This window comes from Oscillibacter sp. UBA6647, assembly GCA_002455655.1.
GTDB lineage: Bacteria > Bacillota > Clostridia > Oscillospirales > Oscillospiraceae > Oscillibacter.
Map to the genome: position 1 here is coordinate 1 of DKLF01000073.1, position 3,437 is coordinate 3,437.

A 3,437-nucleotide genomic window follows, 5' to 3' on the forward strand; every position below is an offset into this window, starting at 1 on the left:
ATTCCTCCGGTGGGCAGTCAGGTGCAGGACGTGCGGATGGCCCAGTTTGCCGCCAACCGCCCCTTGGTGGAATCCTTTGCCCGACAGGCGCGGGAGGCCCGGTTCGACGGGCTGTTCGCCGTTCTATCCGACCCTGTGGACCCTCTGTGCAAGGCGGCGTATCTGGCGTCCAACACCGGCCCCGGCGGACAGTGGGACGGAATGGGACTTTTGGCAGAGCAGGTGCAGGGCTATGGGCTTGGCGTGATGAACGCCCGGGCTGCCGCGCTGGCCCAAAACGACCTGCGCTTCCTTTCCTTCCTGTCCGACGGGCGCAGCTTTGGACCCCACGGGGAGGGACTTGTCATTGCAAACTCCCTGAAAAAGTATGATGACGAAATCTCCCGGGAGTTAACGGAACTGGTGAAAACCGCCAATCTCCGTATCCGGGATTTGGGCTTCAAGCCCTTTGTTGCTCCCGCCGTGTCCTCCGGGGCCATGCAGCTTTTACTGACCTTGCGGGGCCAGTGGCACTGCGGGTCCGTGTGCCTTGGGGGCGTGTGGTTCGGCGTGCGCAACCGGCTCACCCCCAAGGGGCTGGAAACGGAATCCGTGGAGCTGCCGGACGCACTGTTCGCCCGCCTGAAGGAGACGGAAACTACGCTGAAGGCGATTCTATGAGCGCGCTGACATTGATCTGCCCCGGTCAAACCGCCTCCCACCGATATGCTTCGGCCCTGCGGGAAGCACTGCGGGGCATCCCCTGTCAAATTGTAACAGCCCTTGCGGGCCCGCCGGAAACCCACCGGCTTCTCTTCGCCGTTCCGCTGGACGAAAGCGGCGTGAACCACGGGTACTCCGACCTGCTGGCTTTTTTGCGGACCCATCCGGGAGTTCTTGCGGGGTGCGTTGGAGGTATCGTAGTGGACGGCACGGGAGACCTCTATACCAAAGCTGCCGCCCGGGAACTGGTACTGGCGGCAAACGGCGCAGGCTGCGCTTTTCCGGGCCGCCCGCTGGTGGAAGCGGTGGGGTCCCTCTCAAACTTTACTGTACAGGCCAAAAATGCGGGCTGCAATTTGGAAGCGGCCTACCGTCTGGCTATCCGGGATTTGGCGGAGCGGATTCTGGGCTTCTCTCCTCCGAAATCAGAGAAGCCAAAGCTTTTGGCACTTCATGCCTCCAGCCACCGCACGTCCAACACGCTGGCTCTATGGAGCGGGGTGCGGGAGCGGCTGGGGGATATTTGCACCGTCACCGAAATTGGCCTGCGCAACGGCACGGTGACGGACTGCCGGGGCTGCTTTTATTCCGCCTGTCTCCACTTTGGGGAGCGCGGAGAGTGCTTTTATGGCGGCGTAATTGTCAAGGAGGTCTATCCCGCCGTCCGGGAAGCGGACGCAGTAATTCTCCTTTGTCCCAACTATAACGATGCCCTCTCTGCTAATCTCACCGCCGCCGTGAATCGGCTGACGGCGCTGTACCGTACTACCTCCTTCGCCCACAAGGCGATTTTCGGCATCGTGGTGTCCGGGTACTCCGGCGGGGACCTTGTGGCACGGCAGTTGGTGTCCTCGCTTTGTATGAACAAGGGCTTTTACCTGCCACCGGATTTCTGCCTGCTGGAAACGGCCAACGATGCGGGCACGGCTATGAAGCTGCCGGGAATTGATGAGAGACTCGACGGGTTTGCGGCAAATATTCTGACCTGCCTGAGACAATAAGGAAAGCGGCGCGGGATAACTCCCGCGCCGCTTGTCGCCTATTCCTCCACGGGGATGAACTCCATGTAATCGCCCATGACGTCCTCTTTGTACCGCCCCAGCGTATTTCCCGCCCCGTCCAGAAGGTCGGCGGTCATCCATTCGGGATAGGCCATCTCACCGTTCCGGGTGTCCGGGATGCGCTTTTCCATGTAGAAATACCGCCAGCCGTCCTTGTCCGTCCACAGTTTGGGGCCGCCGGAAAACTTCACCTCCGGCAGATTGCGCGTCTGCTCGTCGGTTTCGTTCCAATGGCCCTCCACCCGGATGCCCTGCGCCTCCGGGGATTTGGTTCTGCCGTATACAATGACGCGGGTGAACTGCTCGCCGCCGATCCGCCAAGTCATTGCCCTGGCCTGGAAATCCCCCAAGCCATCACAGTCCAAAACCGCCACCGCCCCTCCGTTCCAGCCGACCAGCGGATGAAAACTTACCTTAGAAAGAAGGATCGCCTTTTCATTGGCGGTCAAATAAAGGCTCTCGCTCCACTTTTCCCCATTGATGCGCCGCACCACCCGGGTTTGTCCCGTCCCCATTCTCTCCTCCTCTTGGCGGACGCGCCTGCCGAAGCGGTCGTAAAAAAGCTCCACCGCATCGTCCGCCCGCGAGACCGGAATCTTCGCCAAATATCTATAATACGCGCCGGATCCGCCGGTGCCGCCGCCGTCAAAGTGCCGCTCCGGCTCCTTCAGGACAGAGGTTTGAACATACAGCCCCAGCGCATTGGGGGTATAGGCGAGGGAATTTTTGTTATAGTTGCAGAAAACCAGGAAAACCTCCCCCGTCTCGCCGTCCTGCTTTACGTCCAGCCCCACCTTGTAAATCCGCAGGATATCTTCTCCCACCTCTGCCCGGATGTCCACCTCCCGCTCATAGGTATACCGGGTTCTGCCGTCAAAGTCGTCGAAGCGGGGGTTGAGGCGAGCCTGGAGGTTGTCATAGACCCTTTCCAGCCCCGGCGATGTAAGTAAAAATATAGCGCACAGCAGCACCGCCACCATCAGGCTTACCCGGCTCAGCACCAGCCAGCCCAGCGGATACGCCCGGTTCAGCTCCGCGCCGATCTCCTCCGGGTTTCCCATGGCGGCGGCGGCACGCTCCTCAGCTTCCTCACCTGTATAGCCCACCTCTGTCAGAGCGGCGGCGTGGTCCTCCATGTGGCCCTCCAGCTCCTGGCGGATGGCATCCTTCTCCTCTGGCGTTGCATGGCGCACGCAGGCCACCACCCGGTCGCAAAACTCCTGCCTGTTCACTGTCTTCACGCTGGGGCAAGGCCCGTTTTGAAACGAAGCACCGCGTTCACGGCCCCGGAATAAGTCTGCCACGCAGCCTCCTCCGTCCGCAGCCGCTCCGCCCCTCTTCTTGTCAGGTGGTAATACTTGCGGCTTCTCCCCGTGGGGGCCTCCTGCAAATACGCCTCCACCGCCCCGTCCTTCTCCAGTCCGTGAAGAATGGGGTACAGCGTCCCCTCCTTCATGTCGAAGGCGTGCTCCGAGCGGCGGGCCAGCTCCACAATCATCTGATAGCCATACATATCCTCCCCCGCCAGCAGCGACAAGACCAGCAGGGCGGTATGCTCCATATTCTTCCGCTTTTCCACGGCAATTCCTCCTATACCTCGTATCTCGATGCTTCACTATACCTTGTATCTCGATGTATGTCAAGCAAAACCTGCGCCGCCGGGTATCCGTCGGC

Annotated in this window: 3 protein-coding genes and 1 pseudogene; 2 read left to right on the top strand and 2 right to left on the bottom strand. The window is 60.8% G+C overall.

From position 1 onward, the window contains the following. Nucleotides 1-660, top strand: a pseudogene (locus B2W96_RS05325) (lactate dehydrogenase); the annotation flags it as partial. Continuing rightward, nucleotides 657-1,703 (top strand): NAD(P)H-dependent oxidoreductase, encoded by a 1,047-nt coding sequence (locus B2W96_RS05330; protein WP_293009251.1) that lies wholly within the window; start codon nucleotides 657-659, stop codon nucleotides 1,701-1,703. The pseudogene B2W96_RS05325 and the gene B2W96_RS05330, both read left to right, overlap by 4 nt. Nucleotides 1,704-1,741: 38 nt before the next feature. On the opposite strand, the gene B2W96_RS05335 is transcribed toward B2W96_RS05330, so the two are convergent. Together B2W96_RS05335 and B2W96_RS05340 are read right to left on the bottom strand one after the other, a co-directional pair. Further along, a complete protein-coding gene (locus B2W96_RS05335; RefSeq protein WP_293009252.1) occupies nucleotides 1,742-3,067 on the bottom strand; it encodes a permease prefix domain 1-containing protein in 1,326 nt (441 codons plus the stop codon). Then, nucleotides 3,001-3,342, bottom strand: a complete 342-nt coding sequence (locus B2W96_RS05340) for a PadR family transcriptional regulator (protein WP_293009253.1) — start codon at nucleotides 3,340-3,342, stop codon at nucleotides 3,001-3,003. The genes B2W96_RS05335 and B2W96_RS05340 overlap by 67 nt, the downstream gene beginning before the upstream one ends. Nucleotides 3,343-3,437 lie beyond the last annotated feature (95 nt).

Bases quoted from the DNA above. Each gene is read 5' to 3' on its own strand.
- B2W96_RS05330 (WP_293009251.1), top strand. From the start codon at position 657: ATGAGCGCGCTGACATTGATCTGCCCCGGTCAAACCGCCTCCCACCGA.